Origin of the sequence: Parabacteroides sp. D25 (assembly GCF_000307475.1) — a bacterium.
GTDB lineage: Bacteria > Bacteroidota > Bacteroidia > Bacteroidales > Tannerellaceae > Parabacteroides > Parabacteroides distasonis.
The window spans coordinates 110200-131412 of the sequence record NZ_JH976500.1 but is presented as its reverse complement, the minus strand read 5'-3'; the positions used below and the strand labels follow the sequence as shown (position 1 = coordinate 131412).

14 protein-coding genes and 4 pseudogenes are annotated in these 21213 nt (G+C 44.0%); 9 read left to right on the top strand and 9 right to left on the bottom strand.

The features are described 5' to 3' along the window. Positions 1–18 precede the first annotated feature (18 nt). The 3 genes and pseudogenes from HMPREF0999_RS00485 (at position 19) to HMPREF0999_RS00475 (ending at position 3411) form a co-directional block, all read left to right on the top strand. Entirely contained in the window at positions 19–501 is a 483-nt protein-coding gene (locus HMPREF0999_RS00485) for a DUF4625 domain-containing protein (protein WP_009274861.1), read from the top strand. 53 nt (positions 502–554) lie between these two features. Next, a pseudogene (locus HMPREF0999_RS00480) lies at positions 555–2873 on the top strand (TonB-dependent receptor). 130 nt (positions 2874–3003) lie between these two features. Continuing rightward, positions 3004–3411 carry a hypothetical protein gene (locus HMPREF0999_RS00475; RefSeq protein WP_010185011.1) on the top strand — a complete coding sequence of 136 codons (408 nt, stop codon included), beginning with the start codon at positions 3004–3006 and terminating at the stop codon, positions 3409–3411. 564 nt (positions 3412–3975) lie between these two features. Here HMPREF0999_RS00475 and HMPREF0999_RS00470 read toward each other — a convergent pair. Further along, positions 3976–4932: a tyrosine-type recombinase/integrase gene (locus HMPREF0999_RS00470; protein ID WP_009274855.1), complete on the bottom strand. Its 957-nt coding sequence runs from the start codon at positions 4930–4932 to the stop codon at positions 3976–3978. Between the two features lie 402 nt (positions 4933–5334). Here HMPREF0999_RS00470 and HMPREF0999_RS22575 point away from each other — a divergent pair. Next, positions 5335–5908, top strand: a pseudogene (locus tag HMPREF0999_RS22575) (SusC/RagA family protein); the annotation flags it as partial. Positions 5909–6319: 411 nt separating this feature from the next. Here the strand turns inward: HMPREF0999_RS22575 and HMPREF0999_RS23285 are convergent. Continuing rightward, positions 6320–7345: pseudogene (locus HMPREF0999_RS23285) on the bottom strand (DUF4372 domain-containing protein). Between the two features lie 132 nt (positions 7346–7477). Here HMPREF0999_RS23285 and HMPREF0999_RS00455 point away from each other — a divergent pair. From HMPREF0999_RS00455 to HMPREF0999_RS00440, 4 genes are all read left to right on the top strand, one after another. Beyond that, on the top strand, positions 7478–8395 hold the full coding sequence (locus HMPREF0999_RS00455; RefSeq protein ID WP_029257237.1) for a DMT family transporter: 918 nt from the start codon (positions 7478–7480) through the stop codon (positions 8393–8395). Between the two features lie 457 nt (positions 8396–8852). Continuing rightward, positions 8853–9419, top strand: a complete 567-nt coding sequence (locus HMPREF0999_RS00450; protein ID WP_009274851.1) for a 6-pyruvoyl trahydropterin synthase family protein — start codon at positions 8853–8855, stop codon at positions 9417–9419. Between the two features lie 238 nt (positions 9420–9657). After that, the gene (locus HMPREF0999_RS00445; RefSeq protein ID WP_226766746.1) at positions 9658–10392 is read left to right on the top strand and encodes a YczE/YyaS/YitT family protein; all 735 of its coding nucleotides are present in this window, start codon (positions 9658–9660) and stop codon (positions 10390–10392) included. 558 nt (positions 10393–10950) lie between these two features. Then, the gene (locus tag HMPREF0999_RS00440) at positions 10951–12354 is read left to right on the top strand and encodes an MFS transporter (RefSeq protein ID WP_009274850.1); all 1404 of its coding nucleotides are present in this window, start codon (positions 10951–10953) and stop codon (positions 12352–12354) included. A 117-nt stretch (positions 12355–12471) separates the two neighbouring features. Here the strand turns inward: HMPREF0999_RS00440 and HMPREF0999_RS00435 are convergent, their stop codons facing one another. Beyond that, positions 12472–12738: a hypothetical protein gene (locus HMPREF0999_RS00435; protein WP_009274849.1), complete on the bottom strand. Its 267-nt coding sequence runs from the start codon at positions 12736–12738 to the stop codon at positions 12472–12474. A gap of 135 nt (positions 12739–12873) precedes the next feature. Between HMPREF0999_RS00435 and HMPREF0999_RS23110 the strand changes: the two genes are divergently transcribed. Further along, entirely contained in the window at positions 12874–13005 is a 132-nt protein-coding gene (locus HMPREF0999_RS23110; RefSeq protein WP_010185023.1) for a hypothetical protein, read from the top strand. Positions 13006–13182: 177 nt separating this feature from the next. Here HMPREF0999_RS23110 and HMPREF0999_RS21625 read toward each other — a convergent pair. The 6 genes and pseudogenes from HMPREF0999_RS21625 to HMPREF0999_RS00410 all read right to left on the bottom strand — a co-directional run. After that, a pseudogene (locus HMPREF0999_RS21625) lies at positions 13183–13365 on the bottom strand (6-carboxytetrahydropterin synthase); the annotation flags it as partial. 295 nt (positions 13366–13660) lie between these two features. After that, positions 13661–14332: a hypothetical protein gene (locus HMPREF0999_RS00430; RefSeq protein ID WP_009274847.1), complete on the bottom strand. Its 672-nt coding sequence runs from the start codon at positions 14330–14332 to the stop codon at positions 13661–13663. Beyond that, complete coding sequence (locus HMPREF0999_RS00425) at positions 14329–15192, bottom strand: helix-turn-helix domain-containing protein (RefSeq protein ID WP_008779554.1); 864 nt, start codon at positions 15190–15192, stop codon at positions 14329–14331. Before HMPREF0999_RS00425 ends, HMPREF0999_RS00430 begins: the two co-directional genes overlap by 4 nt. A gap of 56 nt (positions 15193–15248) precedes the next feature. Continuing rightward, complete coding sequence (locus HMPREF0999_RS00420) at positions 15249–18833, bottom strand: hypothetical protein (RefSeq protein WP_009274845.1); 3585 nt, start codon at positions 18831–18833, stop codon at positions 15249–15251. Positions 18834–18888: 55 nt separating this feature from the next. Continuing rightward, positions 18889–20136 carry a hypothetical protein gene (locus HMPREF0999_RS00415; RefSeq protein ID WP_009274844.1) on the bottom strand — a complete coding sequence of 416 codons (1248 nt, stop codon included), beginning with the start codon at positions 20134–20136 and terminating at the stop codon, positions 18889–18891. 52 nt (positions 20137–20188) lie between these two features. Continuing rightward, positions 20189–21178 (bottom strand): FimB/Mfa2 family fimbrial subunit, encoded by a 990-nt coding sequence (locus HMPREF0999_RS00410; RefSeq protein WP_009274843.1) that lies wholly within the window; start codon positions 21176–21178, stop codon positions 20189–20191. Positions 21179–21213 lie beyond the last annotated feature (35 nt).

Here is a 21213-nt window from a genome sequence, read left to right as displayed (position 1 = left end):
CGAAAATACATAAGTATCATGTCAAGAAACAACTATTGGTTGGCGTGCGGCCTGTTCTGCCTCCTCCTTGCCGCTTGCAGCGAGGAGGACGGGGACGGGAAAGACCTGGACAAGCCGCTCATCGAATCCGGCGACAGCGCATCGCCGCTCAACTGCCAGGTATATCGGACAGGAGAAGAAATTCCTTTCCGGTATACTTTTACGGATAACGATGCATTGGGTAGCTACAACATCGAGATACACAATAATTTCGACCACCACAGCCACAGCACCGAAGCAGGAGACTGTCCGTTGGACGAAAAGAAACTCCCCGTGCATCCCTGGGTGTACAATCAGGATTTTCCCATACCCGGAAATTCCCCGCTATACGATGCCCATGTGAATATCCCCATTCCTGCGGACATCGACCCGGGTGACTACCACTTCATGATAAGAGTGACTGACCGCTCGGGCTGGCAGCAATTGAAAGCTGTCAACATAAAGATTTCAGATAACAAATAATTAAATAATGAAGAATGATGAAACATTTATCGCTTTATAAAGTATGGACCCTCATGAGGGTCCTTGCACTGCAACTGGCCTTTGCCAGCCTTGCGTCAGCTGATAACCAGTCTCCGAGAGACACGGATGCCAACGTCTATGGACACGTAAAAGACAAAGCTACTGGGTGAACATCTCCCTTACATCAACCTTTGGGTGAAAGGCACCACCATTGGCACCACCACCGACGCAACTGGGCATTATTTCCTGAAGAACCTCCCCGTGGGTACACTTACCATCGAAGTGAAATACATCGGCTATCTCACGCTGCACAAAGAAATAACCGTGCAGAAGAACTCCACGCAGGAAGTGAACTTCGAGCTGGAGGCGGACAACATCGCCCTCGACGAAGTGGTAGTCTCTGCCAACCGCACTGCGACCATGCGGTGGAAGCCCCCAGTCTTGTTAACGTGATGGATACGAAACTGTTCGAATCCACCCACGCCACCTGCCTAGCACAAGGGCTGAGCTTCCAGCCGGGTGTCCGCGTGGAGGACAACTGCCAGAACTGTGGCTTCACCCAGGTGCGTATCAATGGATTGGATGGGCATTATTCGCAGATATTGATGGACTCGCGTCCCATCTTCTCAGCACTGACAGGTATGTACGGCTTGGAACAAATCCCGGCTAACATGATAGAACGTGTAGAGGTGGTACGCAGAGGTGGATCGGCCCTGTTCGGCGCATCCGCCATCGGGGGAACCATCAATATCATTACCAAGGAACCCACCCGTAACTCCGCCGAGCTTGCCCATTCGCTGATGTCTATTGGTGGAAGCTGTTCTTTCGAGAACAACACGACGTTGAATGCCTCCTTGGTAACGGAAGACAACAAAGCGGGATTCTACGTCTACGGACAGAACCGCTATCGCTCGGGCTACGATAACGATGGCGACGGATATACCGAACTCCCCAACCTGCGCAATCAGACCATCGGCGTTCGCTCCTTTCTCCGCCTTAATCCTTATTCCAAGCTGACCTTGCAGTATCATGGTATCAATGAGTTCCGACGTGGAGGAAATCTCCTAAAACTTCCCGCTCACGAGGCTAATATCGCCGAACAAATCGAACATAACATCAACGGCGGTGGCCTGAGCTACGATTATTTCTCTCCCGACGAGAAAAACCACCTCAATGTCTACTTCTCCTTTCAAAACACGGCAAGGAAAAGTTACTATGGCGGCACCGGAGAAGGCATTACCGAGGAGGATAAGGAGAATGCGGAAAAAGCCTACGGCACCACCAGTGACCTTACTCTGGTAGGTGGCGCACTCTTTCGGCAAGCTACTCTTCATGCCGTCTGACCTCACCCTCGGTGCCGAATACAACTACGATGGCCTGGAAGATGAAGTGATAGGTTACGAAAGATATATGAAACAGAAAGTGCGCATAGCTGGCACCTATCTGCAAAACGAATGGAAGAACGAACGGTGGAGCCTCCTCGTTGGAGGGCGCCTGGACAAGCATAACTTGGTAGACCATGTCATCTTTTCGCCCCGAGCCAACTTGCGTTTCAATCCTAACCGTAGCATCAACCTGCGTGCCAGCTATGCCGGAGGCTTCCGTGCCCCGCAAGCTTTCGACGAAGACTTACACGTCAGCCTGGTGGGCGGCGAACGGTTAGTGACACGCCTGGCAGACAATCTGAAGGAAGAGCGTTCGAACAGTTTCAGCGTTTCCGCTGACCTGTATCATACCTTCGGGAATGTGCAGACAAATCTTTTGATAGAAGGCTTCTATACGGATTTAAACGATGTCTTCTCTACCCGCAAACTAGCGCAGCCGGATGCTCAAGGAAATGAGGTGCAGGAACGTTACAACGCATACGGTGCCAAAGTATACGGGCTAAACATCGAAGGCAAGGCGGCCTATGCCTCCTGGCTGGAGCTGCAAGCCGGAGTGACTTTACAGAAAAGTCGCTACGACCAATCGGTGGAATGGGATGAGGACGCTCCGAAAGAGAAAAAGATGTTGCGTACGCCCGATTTGTATGGCTTTTCACGGCAACCATCCATCCGCTGAAACGTTTGTCTGCTTCTTTTTCCGGAACTTATACAGGCAGTATGCTTGTGGGGCGTGCCGGTATAGAAAATGGTCTGGGTATACGTGAACCGGTGGCTCTCAATACTCCCGAATTCTTCACGTTAAACTTGAAAGTAGCGTATGATATTCCTGTCTATAAGTCCATCACCCTGCAGGTGAATGCTGGGGTGCAAAACCTCACGAACGCTTATCAAGATGACTTCGACAAAGGCTGGAACCGCGATTCAGGGTACATCTACGGACCGTCGCTTCCGAGAAGTTATTTCGTAGGGGCTAAAATCAGTTATTGATCAGCTACAATGGTTATTATTTAAGCAAAATCCTTGATACCAATAGTGAAGCTGAAATAAAAGACCCGGAAATTACTTGTAGTGAGAATTCTAACAATTATAAATATAATCTTGAATACTCTGTAATATCATGATGAAAAAATGTTTATGTTTGATTATATATACTATTGCCTTTTTGTCCTGTACAAGTAAAGACGGGGATTGGGAGCCAATGGAATGGGAGGTAGATACTTCAGCATATCTTAAAAAGGATCACATAGCAGTTCCGGAAAGTGGAGGAACTTATACGTTGTTCTGTAATAATTATGCTACTTTTTGGTTATCATCTGTGTTTGAGGACGGTGTGCAAATTGAAACGGACAGTACTGTTGGAAGTGCTGCAAAAGGCATGTGGAGTTCTATTGAAATACGCAAAAATGCAATGATAGTTGTTATTTCTCCCAATGACGGCAATCTAAGTAGGTGTCTGTCTGTTACTCCTACTGCGGGGGATGTTTTTTCTTCTTTTATCTTTAATCAAAAAGAAAAAGAAAATTGATATCTTACTAGTCTTTGCCAAATAGAGTTTGGTTTATACTTTTATCTATATATCCAAAACAAACTAAATCTGTTTGCATTGACTGCATGATAAATATGCTGGCGAAAAGAGAAAAAAGACAGTATTCTTCTTTTCGCCAGTTTTGCTTTTATGGTTAGAGGGCTTTTGTTACCTTTACACATAAAGCCCACCACAAAGCGATTTCTTCGTTTTTTGTTACTATTTTGTTACCCACTGTTAGTAACAGGTGGAATTTTAGTTTGATAATCAGAGTTATATAATGTTATTTATAATAATGACAGTATGAAATCAACGGAATATATTAAAATGGGATAAATACCTCATAATACCATTTTTTTATTAGTATTAGTCAACATTACCCGACATAAAAATGAATGCGAAAATCCTCCTATCCGCAATTGTTTTTTTTCATGACCCATAACTTCGTCACTTTAATCATACATTCTCACCGTTTCCACTCTCTCACATAGAAAGTGGAAAATATGAAGGCAAATATAGAAATTTTTCATAAATAATGTGTCATAAATAAAAAATATAAACTTGTCATCCAACAATCTCGGCTATTTGATTATTGACGTCATCGAGTACGGAACGATCCAGATCCTTCAGATAGATACGGGTCGTCTCCTCCGACATATGCCCTAGGCATTCTCCTATAATATGGACCGGAATACCGTGCTCTTTGGCTATAGTGGCCCATGAGTGCCGTGCAGCATGAAGTCGTAATGGAGTTGACAATCCAAGAGAGCAAGAGATTTTCTTTAAGGCATAACGAATCTTGTGATAGGCATTTTTATATCCTGCATACGGTTCTTGCTCTTCTGTAAATAAAGGAAAGACATATTCTCCCACGGTATTCTCGTATTTGGTCAGAATCCGAATGATTTGCCGGTTCATCCCAACTCGCATCAACTGCCCGGTCTTATGGCGTCGGTAACAAATTTCATCCGGGAAAAGATCTGCTTTCTTCAGCAGTGCAATATCAACGAATGACATTCCACGAGTATAAAAACTGAACATGAAGATATCCCGTGCAAGAGATACCGTACTTCCCTCCTCCAGTTCCAGTCTGGATACTTTTTTGATTACATCCGTTTCCAGACACCGTTTGACGGTTTTCTCTGTTTTAAAGTGTACCTCACGAAACGGGGAAGGCTGTTCCAACCCCATCTCCTGACAACCTTTCCGATAGAGAGCTTTGATGTTATGCAGATAAAAACAGATAGTATTCTCACATACTCCCGAAGCGAGCAGTTGTTTGTGATACATGGTTATCACCTGGGGTGAGAGTTTGTTGAATGGAAAATCCCTGCTGCCTAAAAATTTTTTCATCGAACTTAGGCTGGAATTGTATGCGCGTGCCGTTCCCTCATGCCCACTTTGGCGAAGCTCCCTTATTTTATCGGAAATATAGGAATAAAAGCCTGTGCCATGTGTCAGTAAGTCATAAGTCTTGAATACATCCTCTATCTCGTAAACACATAATTTCTTTTCTGTCATAGAAACAGACTTTAACAATGTTCTTGAGATCCCCTCACATTTACTATTAATTCTTCTGATGAGTTCCGGGTCGCTTTTCCCATCGTTAATGATGCGCCCGATGGTCGGGTCGAACAGGCTTTCCGCAACGCTGAAGCCCTGTATAAACAACTTTTTTCTTTCTTTTGTGAAGCACCTGTACGACCAAGGGGAATCTGCCGTTTCGAGTACTTCTTCCTTTTACTAATACTGTTTTAACTGTTGCCATAAGTCTTAAAATATTAAATGTTATCTCCTAACCTTACCTGCTTTCAGCAAGAAGGCTACAAACTTATATACATCAATGGAATTAAACTAGGAAAGTTTATTCATCCTGTCGGGATCATTGGAAAGATGATAAGTTACAGTCTGTAAAAGGATCTATTGTCTTCTCCTGAAAAAGAAGCCAGTTCTGGGATGCTAGAGGAAGTGGTGGTTACCGATATGGTTGCTACAAACAAACGGTTATTTACTGGTGCGGCAGATAAACTCTCCGCTTCGGATGTCAAAATCGATGGTATGGCCGACATAAGCAGGGGGCTGGAGGGACGTTCCGCTGGTGTGTCCATCCAGAATATTTCGGGCGCCTTTGGTGCAGCACCCAAAAAACGTGTGCATAGCAGGACTGAATCCCGACGACATAGAAAGCTTCCAGATTCTGAAAGACGGATCCGCCACATCCATTTATAGAGCTAAAGCCATGGTCAGAGTATTTGTGATCACGACCAAGAAAGGCAAGCAGGGAAACAGCAGTTTTTCCTACACCGGTGAATTCACAACCCGGTTGAAACCCAATTACCAGACTTTCAACATCATGGACTCCTAGGACCAGATGGGCATCTATCAGAAACTTTAGGTAAAAGGATGGCTGAATTTTGCATCCATATACAGGGCCAGCAACAGTGGAGCCTATGGAAAGCTGTACCAGCTTGCCCTCTTCTACAATCCTGTGACAGGGTAGTTCGAGCTTCTCAACACTCCGGAATAGGTTATGTATATCTCAAGTCTATTAAAACAGACAATATCTACTATAGTTGAGACAATGTATGAAAATACCTGACCCCATCTGTGTTTACCTTTCATTATTTTCTTATTTTTGCACCGCTTTAACGTGAATATGTTAAAGTCGGATTGCTTTTCTTTACATTCGGCAAACTATATGGCAGTATATATTATATACTTTTGGGCCTTATGCCTTGAACTGGTGTGGATTGAAAAAGCCTGTTGTCATACAGACTGGTATGGATGGAAGTCTGTTCCAAGGAGCCGGGATATTCGTCCGGAATGTATCAATTTGTCTGTAAGCAAAAAAGTATGTACATCAGAATTAAATATGCTTGAACATTATTGTCCACTAAAAAGCGGACAGTTAAAAATTAAATAAACTTGGTTTACTAAAACCGCATCGTTCTTTGTCATTATTGAAATGAGTTTTGTCAAAGAGGTCTCTAAGTTTGGTTTTATCTGTTAGTGATATGCTCAGGGTCTGAAGAATCTCATAAGTGGTTTACAATTTCCATATCATGCTGAATAATTGCTACAAGGCAATAGGCAATGACTGCATAGTATATTTGTGTTCTTACGGTATTCTCTGTGTTACCCCAGAATCTCTTTATTTTCATATGTTACTTAAGCCATTTAAAGAAAAGTTCAATCCGCCACTTGTTTTTTATAATGTTCTGCAATTTGTAGCGGAGATAAATCTATAGCATTGGTAAGGAATGTAAACTTACGTTTTTGTTCTTCATCCCAAAAACAAACCTTTCGTCTGTGAGTAGGATAGTCCTTGGTACTTTTATAAATACTGAGTTCGCCAATTGCATCAGAGAGTATATTTCTGGGTAAACGGCGTTTCCAATTTATAGCTTTGCTATCATGAACCGAAACTGTAGTCATATGGAAAAATGCAGGTATTTGAGTTTCTATATCATATAGTGTATGTATTTTAATACCTCCTTTTTTCTTACGGAATTTTGCCCACCAAAATACAACCAAACACAAGTCAATGATTGTAGAATCGAAAGCATAAACATTACCACTGAGATTAAAGATACTAGTTTAGAGTTTTTTTTGTGCCTGTTACAACCATGTAATAAGCAAGAGATTCAAAAATACGGTAGTCTCTATTTTGATTCGCTTTGGATAAATTGCTCCTGGTTACATTTTTCCCAAGATCTAAATGGTATGTTTTCCCTTGATGGGCTTCCAATGCAATAATAAGGTTGCGTAGACTTCCTCTGTTTGAGAGTTGCCCGAACATCAAAGCTAGTAGTTGATTTCAGCATGTGAAGTGCTTCACGTATTTGTCTCCACCATACTTAGCAACGATGCGATTAAATTTACTTCGGTCAAGGAATGATACCAACTGTGAGAAAACGTATTGATCTTGATGCATCTGCTATCATATTTAGTATGATGCAAATCTACAGTTTCAAATCCGTTCTCTCGGAAGACCTCTATAACAAATTATATTTCAAGTATTTCAAATAACTATTGCGTTTTTTTAGTGGACCCTAATGATATTTTAATTGCAATGAAACATATATTTTATCATCTGACCGCTGTTATGGTCGTCGTGGTATGGGGAATGACTTTTATTTCCACCAAGGTTCTAATAGTTCATGGTCTGTCTCCCCAGGAGATTTTCCTCTTCCGTTTTTTGCTGGCTTATGTTGCTGTGTGTCCTATCTCCTCCCATAGTTTTTTTGCCCGTAATCTGAAAGATGAGCTATGCCTGGCGGGTGGCGGAGTATTGGGTGGTTCCCTGTTCTTCTTTTTACAGAACATGGCACTGGGGCTGACACAGGCGTCAAATGTTTCTTTCATCATATGTACGGCCCCGCTATTGACAGCTGTTCTGACCGTATTGTCCGTTCGGACGGAAAAGGTCTCAAGAGGTTTCATATACGGATCTATTGTCGCTCTGTTGGGTGTGGGCTTGCTGATATTCAACGGAAGTTTCATTCTCCGGATATCACCTTTGGGTGATTTACTGACTCTTCTGGCTTCCCTGTCATGGGCGTTTTACAGCCTTGTCATTCGGAGTCTCACCCGGAAATATTCTCCGGCTTTCATCACCAGAAAAATATTTTTCTATGGCATAATAACAATTCTGCCCACTTTCCTTTTTCTGCCTTCATTGACAAAGCCTGCTGTATTGCTGGACAGTGAAGTGTGGAGCAATCTCCTTTTTTTAGGTGTCATAGCTTCGTCTGCCTGTTATCTGTTGTGGAATATTGTCGTAAAACAACTGGGGACGATACAGGCATCCAACTATCTTTATCTGAATCCTCTTGCCACAACGGTTGGGGCGACTATATTCCTACATGAGGAGGTGACCCCAGTCGCGATAGGCGGAATCGTCTTGGTTCTCTCGGGTGTATATCTGGCTACCAGAAACTCCCGTCCTCAAAACAGTACTGCTATAAAAAAGCAAGCGGATTGAGTTCTGTTTATTTTATTATTACTATAATCATATGCAGACCACACTTGGTGATAAATTTGAGATTCAAACAATGTTTTTCGTTTTCTTCCCATCAAGAAAACACTCCTTTTTACTTATTCCTGAATGAAACAATAGATAATCATAGATTTGAATAGATTGGCTATAATCTGTTAAATTTTAAATAAGAAACTAAAATGTATAATTTATGTCGTAATAAACCAAATATAGTCCCATTTGGAATATGGAGTAATAATCACGATTTCCGAACTTTGCATATAACTATTAAATAGATAACAAAGATTATTCCATGGAGATATTAAGATTCTTGGTTTCTAAAAGCTGATAGATCAAATGCAGATAGGACCTGGTTCTTTTGGTTTGGAATAGTCTGACATAGAAGTTTATTATAACAATATTCATTGCTTTTGTCGCAGTGAAAATAATAACCAATATTAATATGAGAAGTATTACGACATTCGAATTGCAATATGCACATCGGTTCTATGGCTTCCAGGGTGAAGCGCAGTATCTCCATGGGCACACAGGCGTGTTGACCATTGAAGTGGAGGACACAATCAACGAGGGCGTGAACATGGTTTACCCCTGCAACGAGATCCAAAAAGTGGCATGGGAAGTATTAAAAAATTTCGACCATGCCTTGGTACTCCGCAAGGATGACCCGTTATTACCTGTCATACTTGACGTATATGAGAAACAAGGTATTAAAAACGGTCATCCGCAAAACAAGATGAAAGGCGAAGCCTTCAAGACAGAACTGGCTACGGCTTATCCCGAAGCCCGCTTGGTGGTAACCAAAGAGACCATGACCGTGGAGGGCATGATTAAAATCGTGTATGACTTGTTAAAAGACAAGTTGAACATTGCGAAAATCACGTTCACCAGTGGTGTGAATGCTGGATCTGCCGAATTTTCGACCAAGCATAACATAGAGCGTTGTCCGTTATGTGGTGTGGCGCTGAATAATGAGGAAGGTGTATGTCCTAAATGCGGATACAGGAAATAAATCATATCCGGTAACACAGTCCAATGATGTTGGACTGTGTTGCTTGTTTTTCTTGCTATATTCATGAATATAAAATAAAGACATGGTGAGATTATAAAATAGAGCAGGATGTCATATAGTAATAGATAATGGATGTCAGAAGGTTTTATAGTTGTCAATATTTTGTTATATCTAAATCGAGGAATTTTATAAATTTCTTATAATCAACGATATTATGCAGTCAAATTTTATTTTTTTCATGAAAGAAAGAATCATCTCGTTTTCATGGCAACATTTATTGCTCATCGTGTCTTTGTTCATAATGGCATGTGGAGTAGCACTCTGTGTACGGTCAAACTTTGGCAGTAGTGTGATTGCTACCATCCCGTTTGTTATGACACTCGCGGGAGAAGCTGGCATGGCTCCTCAATTTACGATTGGAGAATATACATACATAATGAACATTCTTTTCATCGGGCTTCAGGTTCTCATCCTCCGCCGAGGTTTCCCACGGATGCAATTTTTTCAATTCATTATTGGCTTTGTATTCGGTTTCCTATTAGATGTTAATATGTGGCTTACATCAATCATAGTATGTAATACCATATTATGGAAAGTGGCGGTACAATTAATGGGGTGCGTGCTGCTTGCCGTAGGCATCTCTTTAGAGATACGATGCGGCTCAGTCACTATGCCAGGTGAGGGGATTGTAGTAGCAGTTGGCAAAGCTACCGATATTCCATTTGCCAAAGCTAAAATCATGGTTGATATCTCTCTGGTTGTTATAGCAGTAGCTTGGGGGTATTTCTACTTTGGTACATGGCAATGGCAGGTAGTTGGTGCAGGTACTCTTATATCCATGATTATTGTAGGAATTATGGTGAAATTATTCGACAAGCATCTTGAATGGTTCAGTCGATTACTCTACTATCGTCCCGGATTCCGCCGATATATTTATGGTCTGGCCCGGTGCATTTGCGATAAGATTCGGTGATATTTTGATCGGACGTTAATATTTTAGTAGAAAACTTATAGTTGTGGCCAAAAGAGTTATTTGACGGCACAGCATTGCAGACTGCCGAAAGTTGCACGGTTGCTAATTCGCTATCGCTGTTACGCAAATATTCCCCAAAATATTTATTTCTCAGAGGCTTGTATTAGACTATTGAAAATCTAAAATAACAATTTAATTATAAGCGTCTTTTCGAAAAACATAGTAGTTCTCTGAATTTATTGAATTTCAATTTGTCGCAAACGTTTTGATGGTGCGCTGATTTGAAATTATCTTTGTGATCATACTCAGGCAGTTATGTATAAAGACAAATATGTTTTTACCTGATCAGTCAAGTTTCTTGGCAGCGCACAAGTACAGACACATTGTAGATAAGTATGACGGCTACAGGTATATTGAAAGTTATACCTTTTGGAATCAGCCGCTTATAATGATATCCTTTTTTTTAAAATGTCAAAGAGCTAAATGATTCGAGTGGGCCGAACTTATTTAAGTTTTAACTCTATCCATTTTTAGTTGATAGTAATGAATTATGACTATATGATACTGCAAAATCACACCATACCTGTAAATGAGAACGACGGTTTACCGTTATCCAAGCGTTATTGGGCTATCTTAGCCACTGCCCTAGGAGTTGGAATATCTGTGATAGACGTTACAATCGCCAATGTGGCTTTACCGACCATCGCCTGCGACCTGGGAACTTCGCCGTCCGCAACGATCTGGATAGTAAATGCTTATCAAATAGCGATTACCATTTCTCTCCTCTCTTTCTCTTCATTGGGAGACATTTACGGTTACCGGAGGATTTACTTATCAGGCGTTTTGCTATTCAGCATCACCTCAGGAATCTGTACTTGTGCCGACTCGTTTTGGATGCTGACAGCCGCCCGTATTTTACAAGGATTCGGAGCGGCCGCAATCACTAGCGTGAATACGGCGCTACTCCAGATCATCTATCCCAAACGTTTTCTTGGTCGCGGAATGGGCATCAATGCCCTTGTCATTGCCATATCGACTGCTGCCGGACCGACAATCGCTTCGATTATTCTCTCTTTGGGTTCATGGCATTGTTTTTTTGCCATCAACATCCCAATAGGAATTGCCGCACTCGTAATCGGACTGATATACCTGCCTGACAATCCGGTAAAATTAACCGGACGCCGTTTCGACAAGTTCAGTTGTCTGATGAATGCAGTCACCTTTGGTTTACTTATATTCTCATTAGAGGGTATTACCCATAAAGAAAACACCACGTTGATCATAGTCGGGGTATTTGCGTTGTTGACAATCGGTTATTTCTTTGTACGCCGCCAGTTACGCCAACAATTTCCTTTATTACCAGTTGACCTGATGCGTATCCCCATTTTCTCCATGTCTATCGGCACATCCATCTGTTCCTTCACCGGACAAATGCTAGCCATGATCTCCCTCCCCTTTTTCCTCCAAGGAACTCTGGGACATAGCGATGTGACAACCGGATTACTCCTTACTCCCTGGCCGATAGCGACAATGATTATGGCTCCGCTTGCCGGACGATTGGTAGAACGTATCCACGCCGGAATACTGGGAGGTATCGGCATGGTAATATTTGCTACAGGACTTTTCCTGCTCGCAGTACTCCCTTCCAACCCTACTAATGTGGATATTATATGGCGGCTGTTCATTTGTGGATCCGGTTTCGGATTATTCCAGACACCCAACAACAGTACTATCATCTCCTCCGCTCCATCCAACCGTAGTGGAGGAGCGAGCGGTATGTTGGGCACAGCCCGTCTACTGGGGCAAACACTGGGAGCGACACAAGTTGCCATGATATTCTATTTAGTTCCAACCAACAGTTCGCAAACATGTCTGTATTCAGCAACTGGTTTTGCTGTTGTTGCCGCAATAGTCAGTTGCCTGAGAATTTCACAACCACGTCCATTACAAGGATTCAAATAAATTGAATACTTATAGGCATACCCTATATACAACTCTATACTTTATAGGGAAACGAGCGACAGAAAACAACAACTGCAACCATTAGAAACAACAGCTGCTGTCATTACCGATATTTTTTTATATTGTTGCCATAATTATTGACCAATAACACTTTCCTTTCATCTCCATTTCCGAGGGAATGATATCCTGCTCTTTATCGAACTCATCCAGAATCCAATACATCGCTTTTTCATCGGCATAATAAATCATACGTCCTTTATAATTGACCGACTTCTTATGGGAGGACAAAATGATCGCTGTATCGTCACACAACTCTGCCGACTCCTGTTTATATCTCACACGGTTGTCTTTCTTGGAAATAGTGGCAACTGTCCCACGTTTCACCTCCCCGTCTTTTACTTTCAACTAAGCAGAGAAAAACAACCGTCCTATTTTTCCGCACCACTGTGATATGTCCCTTAAATACTGATTTCTGGGTAAAAACACCCATGTTGATTACCGGTAACAGGATGATTTGAAATGAAATCAGCCGAAAGTGGAGTGAACTACACAGTCATGCTGCTGGTTTCCATCTTGGTTGCCTCTTCCGGCGGAAAGAGAACCTTGAACTTGACATTGCTGAATGTTTTCATACTACGGAAGGTGGTTTGACAGTCGGTGCTTTCAGAGACGTAGCAAGGATCATAAGTAGAGGAAAAACTGCGTAAGTCGCTTTGTGCAGTTGGTTGTGGAGTACGGAGTTGGGAACTGTTAAAATAAAGTTTATCATCACTTATACGAGTAATCCCATCATTATAGACATAGAAACAACCAAACATGTTCTTTTTATAATACTTCCCATGCCACTTTTTGGATCTCGTTGCAAGGGTAAACCATGTTCACGCCCTCGTTGATTGTGTCCTCCACTTCAATGGTCAACACGCCTGTGTGCCCATGGAGATACTGCGCTTCACCCTGGAAGCCATAGAACCGATGTGCATATTGCAATTCGAATGTCGTAATACTTCTTATTGTCTTTACTGTTTAAAGATTATACATTGTGTTTATTTAGGATAATTTGGACTTGTCGGTGAAAGATATTTTGCATGAGATCCGTAGGAGAGCGTTTCGACAAATAGCTGTTACCGGGCTTTCTGAATATAGTGTTAAAAAAATATTATATTTTTCTTCTCGTTAGAGATAACAGCAACCGCTTCACAAGTTTTTTGTTTCTGACGCCGGCTTACCCGATACTACGAAAGACAGCGCATTGTCTACCTATAAAATCCAGACAAACTTGTATGTATTGTATATCCGTGTGACATATTTATACAAAAAGATAAGGAAATAAAAAACAAGTGTCTTGATCCTCTAAAATTTTCTTATCCTTTAGCTTTTCATATAATTGTTCAATAGATTTAGTGCCTACGCTAGGCATTTGGTATAAAGCATCAAATCCGTTATATTTAATGAACCTTAAAAGATCTTCTAATTGGTAGATATTATATTTCCTGAGTGCACGTAAAACCCTGAAGTTTATATCCAGTTTACTTAAAGGGGTAATTAATAGATCCACATATTCCGCTGGAATATCCTGCTCTTTCCAAACAATCTTTACATATCTGAAATTTTTTTTTGGAACCTCCTCAGAATGTGTCAAAAGAAATTCATTATTCCGGTATTTGATATACATATGGTCTAACTCTCGTTTTAATTCTGAATAAGGTCTCCACTTCAAATGGATCTGTCGAAGCCCCCTTTTATACATGGATACCAGGTTCTTGGACGAAATGCCTGTTATCTGTGAAACACTTTGGAGATCCCTACCTGAAGATAAGGAACAAAAGACTTCCCGTGCTTGTTTGTCCTCAATCAATTCTGCCATCTCCTTTACAATCTCCTTGTAAACCGGTAAGCATACCACTGGCAATAACTCCATATTATGTACATTTGCCTTCTTATCAAATTCTGTTATTTGAATGTTTTCCGATTTCTTCATTTCTTAATCCATTTATCTCTATTTTTCTTTCTCAACTCGCTGGGGGACATTCCGAACATCCTTTGACAGTATGCCGTGAAATGTGAAGACGTACTGAAATCAAAATATCCGGCTATCTCTTTAAAAGAGAGCTCTGGGTTATTAATCATTTCCTGTATATGTCTCGCTTTTTTCTTCTGTATCCATTGATAGGGGCTTTCCCCAAAACAAGAATGAAACTTTCGGTTAAAAGATCGCTCTGATATATGGTACAAGTCGGCAAGTTCCTTGACCGAATCTGCTTTTCTATAGTTATCCAAGACAAATCTTTCAAATGATTCCCTGATATTGGTTGATGCGGAAAAAAAAGCCGCCAGTTCTTTCTTTGTATAAAAACCTCTCAAGACCAGGAGCAGTTCCTGCTGCTTTAGTAAATGCATATGCCTACAAAGCAGCCTTGCGTTCAGATATAGATTGACGGACTCCAATACATTCATCAAGGGCTTTTTGATCGGAAGTATAACATCATTCGTATCAGTATCATTTTCTTTAATTGATAACGAGCTTAAGAAGAGTTTATCACATGTGCTTATGTGTTTATCCCAAAACAAGAGAATACATCTCGAACCTGTTATGGATTCTATCTGGGCTTTTATACTCTGTGGTATGTACAACATCTGTCCCTGTTCCATCTCCCCCTCATAAAATTCCCCTAAATCGAGATTTACCTGACCTTGAATCATAAAGAGCGCACAGGACGACTTGCTGTTGTCAATCTGGTATACATCATCCTTGTCCAGTTGGTGGCAGGAGAATCCGGTATCTGAATTCATCTGATAATTCGAACAACATAAATGTTCTCTCAAATATAATAGTTTCACTTTCTTCTTTCAAACTGTTTATATACCCGTACAGGCGCTACCTGCACGGGTATTTTCTATTCAGGTAAATATTTTTTATAATCATCTGTTATATCCGGGTCAATGACCGGACGTACGGAGAAGGTCATACAACGCCTGTAAACAGCGCTTGTATTGGAGGCGGCCGCCCAGCCGGCAGGACCTCCAGTGGAATTGAGCAGATAACGGCCCGCATGAGTTTCGCTCCTGGCCTGTGCCACGGCGAAAATGACTTCGTTACCCCCTGTATAGCCGCTTAAGAAGGAGCCGTCATAAATACTTCCGGGCAGAGGTGTCTGTATTCCGGATTTGCTCTCGTAATAATATGCGTATCTCAAAGTCACGGCCTCTTTTTGTGACATGATCCGGAATCCGTAAGGAGAAGGGTCAAATACGGTTTTTCCGCCTACATCCTCCGGATTCCCTGTCAGGGAAGGCTGGTTCCATGGATACAGGAACACCCAGCGATCTTTGAAATTATTAACCATCCCATGCGGGAAACATTCATACAGCCAGAAACTTTGATGAGAGACGATGGCGCTTGGATGTTCAATGCTCTGCTTCATCGTAAGAGCGGCCCCTCTCGCTTGCTGAGCATCTGTTTTTCCATAATCCACATCATTTCCCCTTTGTTCCCAAAGGAAATCAAAAGACTTGCCGTTGCCGTCATAGAAGTTCGTATTGACACGAACATCATGTGCTGGGAACGGGTCTTTCCTGCCCCATTGGTATTGCATACCAAATTCCCTAAACTCGTCAGCGCTATACTGTGAATGAACCTTCTCGTAAGCCCCCAACAGATGCGACATCAATTGAACCGTCTCCGGTCCGTCTCCTCCATATTTACCGACCTCCAATACCGTCGGATACTTGTCCACTATCCAGATGTGCCAGGACCAAAGTGTCGGATTCCCCTTGATCTTTCCTGACTTAATCTCTATCAGCACATTCCCCGGTTTCTGTCCGGGCTTGACATAGATATATGAACCCGGTCCGGAACCTCCCTGCTCGGATAATTCACTGAGTCCTGCTCGCTCTATGTCATTCTGCCCGTCGGGCTTTTGAATGTCCGTCCACACGATATTGACTTTCCAGTCATCATCTTCATCCAGTTTATTCAGCATGAAGTCTGATCTGCTTCCGGGAAGCCCTTGCTTACCACTCAAAACAGCGTCATGTTCCAAAAGCTTGTTATAATACCTATAGGCGGTATTCACGCGGGAAACGGGGATAAATATCCCTTGCTTTGCACCTGCTTTGAGCATATAAGTATTCGCTTCAGGCTGCACTATTCCGGAAACCAGTTCCACCTCGAACTCTCTCTCAGGAAAAAGACCGTCAGGGGAATAAATTTTGAATCTCGCCTTTCCGGAGTAAAGACGTGAGGTTGTGATATCGTCAACAGCCGTGAAAGAAACTGGTTTTCCGGAAAGAGAAGGATCCTTCTCATAGAAAGGAGTGAACGTCTCTATCACATCACCCGCTCCGTTATCGGACAAAGCGGAAACCAGTTCGATCTTGTATTCGCTGTTGGCCTTGACATAATATTGCTTCTGTTTGCCGTCCATCAGGTAGATACTGTTGCTGGACACCAGCAATGACTGATGCAGCCATTTGTCGAAGAAGGGGATGGCATTATATTCTTTCTGCAAGAGGCTGAGTTTTCCCGATGCGCTTCTATCGGTTCCCGCATGTGTTATGGTGAAGACATAAGTAGTATTGAAATTATCGAAATACTCCAGATTCTCCGTGATATCGGGAGCTGTCACCGTGTATCTCCATATCCCTCCCGCAAGTTGATCCGCTTTTTCTATTTTGAACGGGTTGGCGGCTTCGGCATGGAAAACGGGTTCCAGGTCATGGGGCTCTGTCTTCACATAGAAAGTGACCTTGGCACCGGCCTCTTCCGCCGTAAGCGTTCGTCCGTCTTTCATTATCACCTTACCAGGCTGCCCATAGCTCTCGCCGTACTGGTTGACCTCGATAAACTCCAGCGGCTGGCTGCACGCCTCGTCCGCGAAGATCCGTAGGGTGACATTGATATCCTTGGACTGCTCAAAGCCAAGGAACCATTTCATACGGCCCGCTTTCACATAAGCGGCTTTCAGCGCATTCTGGGCATCTTCTGTTTTTTCCGGCCACGTGCGGTCCGTGTCCACTTGCTCCGTGACCGTAAAGGTCACGATTTTCTCGTCGGTCGGTGCTGACTTTCCTGGTTCCGAGGGTTTTATGGAATAGCTGATCCATGCGGGCAGCCCCTCTACCGTGAACCCCTCGGGCCAGGAAGTCTGCACTTTCGCCGTCAGGCTACCCCCCTCCCTATAAAAAGTGAAATGATCATCGCTGACCCCCAGCATATATTGCCCGTCATACTGCACGTTGGACATCGTGGACTCGTTCCATACCACGACATTGTACATGATATTGGCGGCCGGCCCTTTCCTAGCGTCCTCTTCCGTATCGAATCCCGGGCCACCCACCTCCGTGATGTTCACCAAGTAACGGTGGTTCCGCAGTAAGGGCAGGTACTCGTATGTCGCGTCGGCCTCGGTTCCCGTACGTTTCAAATAGTCTATCCGGAAGAACGTCTCCTTGTCGGGACGACTCTTGTCCACGCCGGTCAGCCCGACAACGATATAGGGGCGTCTCAAGAAATTTTCCGTATCCTCTTCCGGGAGCGTCTCTCCGTTGGCTCCTTGCGTGGCACCCGTCGGGGTATTGACCGCCTCCGGGACATAGACTTCACGCAATAATATCTTCTCTTCCGCTATGGAAGATGTCCTGTCGGTCCTTCCTGTTACGGCCGGAGCGGGATCGGGAATGGAAGGTTGTTTCGCCTTTCTATTAACCTGATCCCAATAAGCCTCGCTCTCGAACGGAGAGATCCGCCCTTTTGTATTGGTGTTATAAAAAAATACCTTGGTCAGCGTTATCCCCTCGATACCCTCGGCTTTCTCGTCAAACGTGGAAGCCCCTTCCGACGTTTCGCTCAGTTTAAGCCCCACATCTACACGTGCCACGGCACGGATCAGGTAGATGGTCCCGAGTTTTGGAACGGCGCCGGAACCGTGATCCACCTTGACCGGATCCGAGACTCCCCACATCGGGAGCTCTCCGTCCTTCCATTCCCCCTTGTCGGGCATGAAGAATGTGAAAAGCCCCATGACCTCTTCCCGTGTTTTTCCGGTCAACTCATCCGCCCCGATCTCGTCTGACGTAGCGATATTGGCCAGCATCACGAAGGTACTGGTATTGCCCGAAGGGGTATTTTTCGCCAGCAGGGTCATGGTACCCTTGCTTTTCTTATCATCCGGGGCGCTGGAGGGAGTGAAAGAAGTCACTTTGGCCTCGTATGAGAACCTATTGTCTTTGTCAAACACAAGTACCCTGATCCTCTCCGCCGCCGTCTCGTTCTCTCCCTCCGGCGTAAGGGAGCGGGTCAGAGGATTCCGAAGCCCAAGCCCTTCGACGGACATGGTGACAGATCCCCAGCCATCCTTGGTTGCTATTTCCGTTCCTCTGCCTCCATGCTCATCAAAGGGGTCACTGCACCCTTGCATGAGAGGCATTCCCATAAATATCGCCAAGAAAGCGAATAGCAAAGTGTAATGTTTGATTCTCATATGTATCTATTTTTTAAACTGTTTCTCTTTTTGATGGCATGAGCGGGTGCCTTTGTTACCAGGGGATAGCCACTTCCGTATCCTCCCATTCATCCACAACAACGTCATGCTCCATGTTCTTGGTCCCTTTCAGCGTGGAGAAGACACGGTAGATGGTATTACGACGAATATTGTAATACGCCTTGTCATCTTGCCCAAGATCCGGATTATAGAGTTCGATCTTGTACGTCTCATCGGGGTCTCCCGTCCGGTAATCGATAGATAGTACCAAGGCCAGCGCTTCCTCTTTCCCGTAGACTCCCGGAGCCACATAGATATAGCGAGGTGTCTCTCCCGTATATGGGAGCAACCTTCCTTGACATTTAGCCACAAAGGCGGATTCTCCGGAACCCTCGTTGGCACCTTCGTGAAAACTGGGCCTTTCCGGTAACAACAGGGGATCTCCCGCGTAGTCCACTCCCCTGATATCCGGATTGCCGCTACCGGTGGCGGTATATTCCCCGGCGGAAGGCAGTACGGAATAACCGCTGGTCTCATTATTTAAGGAGAGTTTCGTCACTCTGGAAAGCGGTAACAAAGGCGACAGGTAGTTTCCCGTATCATCAACCGTCGTAAGGATAAACTCGACACGTGCGTGCGTGCGTTCCAGGAGTATACTGGGTGAAAGGGTTACCCTGCCATTGCCGCCCATATTGTCCGGAACGTGGAGATTGCGTTGGCCTGCCATGGGAAGATACTTCCGGTTTTCTCCCTTCAGATCGTCGGACGTGAAAATCTCGGTTTTCTCCGTCAGCAGTTTCGGATCAGGAATCATATGCTCTTCCCGGATCTTTTTCAATCCGGATTCGCAATTGACCAATAAGACAAAATTATAATTACCACCCATCAGCTCCAGGTCCAGGGCTATATCGGAGTCCCCTACGTTTATTCCTCCCATCTCTCTCATCTCGAAATGATCAATGCCGGTTATACCCGTCAATGGGTTGGCAGTGCCTTGGGGATAATAGAAAATGACTTTCTCCGGAGAGGTTCCGATGTTCTTATAAGCGAAGAGGAGGACATGCCTGACGGTTTTCTCATATACCTCCGCGCCGATATAATTCTCCTTCCATTCCCCCTCTGAACGCACGGGGGCCTTCGTCATCCGGGAAGAACTCGTGCCCTTGTTCATTTCCGCCACGATCCGGATGGGAATACCCGTAACGAATCTTTTCATATCCTCCGTATCAGGCGAGCATCCGGTCAATTGTACGATTGCCAGGCAGGTCACTGTCAACAACCTTATCACAGTTCCGTATTTCATTATATATCGTTTTTTATAATAATCTCAACTCCTTTCAGATACCACACGAGTCTTAAATCTGTCCTGAGATGATATCAGCACCTAGCTCTACGGGACGGGAGACGACATTCCAATCCAAGACGGTCGCCTGTACCAGCGTCCATGTACTCTTCTCATACTTGAGTTTCAGAGTTATGGGAAAATCATGGTCACACTCCAGGCTATACGGTGGTTCGCCCGAATCACCCCGGAACATGATGATGTCATCCACCAGATTGGCGGTATAAAAGATTTCCCCGGTTGTCTTGTTGACCAGGGATACGAGCGTGTTTCTGCCTTCCTCCAGCTTCATCAGCGTAAAGTCAGCCTTTAACACCCCTTCCGTGTCACGTGTGGCTTCGGCCACGTACTCAAAACGTTCGCAAAGGGCGATCTGCCCGTTAAAGTCATAAACACCGTTGTCATCTTCTATCCTTATGACGAATTTCTCGTCCATAGGGAATGGATCGGGGATGGACTTGATGGTAAAATGTACCCGGTATGTCAGTTCCCGCATGTTGAAGGACACCCGCTCATATACGCTTCCCATATCCTCCCGGTTCTCCAGCGATACGGAAGCGAGCCCGACATACAGAGGCGCAGGGACTGAAGAGACCCTTCTGTCTTTCAACCGTAGCGCGCCCCACATCTCCTGCTTGGCCGTGACGCCTTCCTTAAAACCTGAAAAATCATAGGCCACCAAGTCGCTGCCACCCCATGCGACAAACGTGAGCTTCCCCGTATGCCGCAATGTGGCGGGCAAGGAATAATCCGCCGAAAGAACCGCCTTCTTGTCGGAGAATTCACCCACCAGCACGTCTTGCTCGTCAAAGGCAAATACCCGGACCTGCCTGATATCTGACGGATAATTGGGGAATTGTTCGCAAGAAGTCCGGCTGTAAAATTGGAAATTGACACCTTGCGGACAACCACTCAAGTTATCGAATATGGCTGAATCGCAACCTATAAGGCAACAGGCCAGCAACATGATAAATATGGCAGGATGTACGCTTCTGATTCTCATTTGATATAGCTTATAATTGGGATTATTAACCGTTT

Excerpts from the sequence above, each read along its gene's own strand:
- HMPREF0999_RS00485 (WP_009274861.1), top strand. The coding sequence starts at position 19 with ATGTCAAGAAACAACTATTGGTTGGCGTGCGGCCTGTTCTGCCTCCTC.
- HMPREF0999_RS00475 (WP_010185011.1), top strand. The coding sequence starts at position 3,004 with ATGATGAAAAAATGTTTATGTTTGATTATATATACTATTGCCTTTTTG.
- HMPREF0999_RS00470 (WP_009274855.1), bottom strand. The coding sequence starts at position 4,932 with ATGACAGAAAAGAAATTATGTGTTTACGAGATAGAGGATGTATTCAAG.
- HMPREF0999_RS00450 (WP_009274851.1), top strand. The coding sequence starts at position 8,853 with ATGAGAAGTATTACGACATTCGAATTGCAATATGCACATCGGTTCTAT.
- HMPREF0999_RS00445 (WP_226766746.1), top strand. The coding sequence starts at position 9,658 with ATGAAAGAAAGAATCATCTCGTTTTCATGGCAACATTTATTGCTCATC.
- HMPREF0999_RS00440 (WP_009274850.1), top strand. The coding sequence starts at position 10,951 with ATGATACTGCAAAATCACACCATACCTGTAAATGAGAACGACGGTTTA.
- HMPREF0999_RS23110 (WP_010185023.1), top strand. The coding sequence starts at position 12,874 with ATGAAATCAGCCGAAAGTGGAGTGAACTACACAGTCATGCTGCTGGTT.
- HMPREF0999_RS00430 (WP_009274847.1), bottom strand. The coding sequence starts at position 14,332 with ATGAAGAAATCGGAAAACATTCAAATAACAGAATTTGATAAGAAGGCA.
- HMPREF0999_RS00420 (WP_009274845.1), bottom strand. The coding sequence starts at position 18,833 with ATGAGAATCAAACATTACACTTTGCTATTCGCTTTCTTGGCGATATTT.
- HMPREF0999_RS00415 (WP_009274844.1), bottom strand. The coding sequence starts at position 20,136 with ATGAAATACGGAACTGTGATAAGGTTGTTGACAGTGACCTGCCTGGCA.
- HMPREF0999_RS00410 (WP_009274843.1), bottom strand. The coding sequence starts at position 21,178 with ATGAGAATCAGAAGCGTACATCCTGCCATATTTATCATGTTGCTGGCC.